Below are 1,591 nucleotides of genomic sequence, written 5' to 3' on the forward strand. Positions count from 1 at the left end.
TCTAGCAGTCTGTCGGATTAACGTGGCTCGTCGGAGTGACAGAGCCCTTTATCGCTTTCAATGATCGCCAGACAGCCATCATGACCTGTGCATTCGCTTTACCGCTGCTCGATCCCTATGCGGCTGTCACAGGCGCTCATTTCCAGCAGTGTCTGTCAGCTCACCACTAAGCGATGCATACGCTTGATATTCCATGCCAGGGTAGCCAAACGCCACTCACCACTGACGTTGTCCAGCCCTCTGAGTGAGAACTGCCTGAACCCCATAACGTGTTTGATGATGCCGAACACAGGTTCCACAGTATGTTTGCGCAGGGCATAACGGGCCCGACCGGCCTGTGTTTTCAGGCGATAGGCCATCTGTTCAACGGGATCTTCACTGTCCGGCGCCAATGGCTCGGCCGCAAAACGCTCGAACAGTGGCAGGTGGTGGACGTCTCGTTTCATAGCAATAAGAGGCTCAATACCTTGCTGGCCGCACACCTTAACATTCTCAGCACTGAAGTAACCGGTATCCGCCAGCAGATGGGTCACCTTGCCCAATGAGGCTGGCAAGGCGGTCAATGCGTTCAGCAGCGGCATGACTTGTTGCTTGTCATTCGTCGCCTGCGTGACGTGGATAGAGGTGACCAACATGCTCTCAGTATCCACCGCTGCCTGGGCGTTATAGCACTGATCAAAGCCCTTACCCGTGACCGGCATGATGCGTGACTGCGGATCCGTGAGGTTCACCTGATCCTTATCGCGTGGACCACCCATCGGGGGCTTGGGGTCACGCCCACGCGGCTTTTTGCCTGCCTTTCGCTGCGCATCGCGATTGGCTGTTTTATCCTGGTAAGCGGTGTGTTCTGCTGCATCCCGTTCTTGCGCACGGGCTTCGATTTTGAGCTTTGCCTCTGCAATGGCTGCCAAACGGGCTTCACGCCGCGCGATTTCGGCCGGAATGTCCATACCATCGGTCGCGACATCGTTGTCGGCCGCCTCGGCCCGTTGAATCAAGGCGTTTACCTCGGTCTTGAGCTGAGCCTCCAGCTTCTTGGCATGTCCATAGGACAGCGCCTTGTGCTTGCTGGCATTGGCTTTAACCTTGGTGCCATCGAGGGCGATGGTGCCGAACTTGAGGAGCTTCATCTCACGTGCCAGCAACAGTACCTGAACAAACAATTGCTCCAGTTCGGGTAGAAAGCGACGGCGGAAAGTGGCCAGCGTATCGTGGTCGGGATGAGTGTTCGCGGCCAGGTAGCGGAAGGCAATCGAGTCGTAGGTGGCGCGTTCGATCTTGCGGCTGGAGATCACGCCAGTGGCGTAGCCGTAGATCAGCAGGCTCAGCAATACCGCAGGATGATGCGCCTTATGGCCTCGGCCAGCATACTGTTGTGTCAGCGAAGACAAGTCCAGCTGCTCGACCACATCAACGACAAAACGCGCCAGATGCTCATCGGGCAACCACTCATCAACTGAAGGTGGCAGCAGGTAATCGGTCTGGCGGTCTACTGGAATAAAGCGGCTCATGATGACGTTCCGGTCATAGCTCGATCTCGATAATAGGGGGATTATCTCACAGGGCTATCGAAAACCCGACAGACTGCTAG

Annotated in this window: 1 protein-coding gene; it reads right to left on the reverse strand. The window is 56.3% G+C overall.

Annotated features, from left to right (window positions below):
• Positions 1-155: 155 nt before the first annotated feature.
• On the reverse strand, positions 156-1,511 hold the full coding sequence (locus ABIE60_RS16545; RefSeq protein WP_354470596.1) for an IS1182 family transposase: 1,356 nt from the start codon (positions 1,509-1,511) through the stop codon (positions 156-158).
• Positions 1,512-1,591 lie beyond the last annotated feature (80 nt).

It is taken from the genome of Marinobacterium sp. MBR-109, from assembly GCF_040547565.1.
Taxonomy (GTDB): domain Bacteria; phylum Pseudomonadota; class Gammaproteobacteria; order Pseudomonadales; family Balneatricaceae; genus Marinobacterium.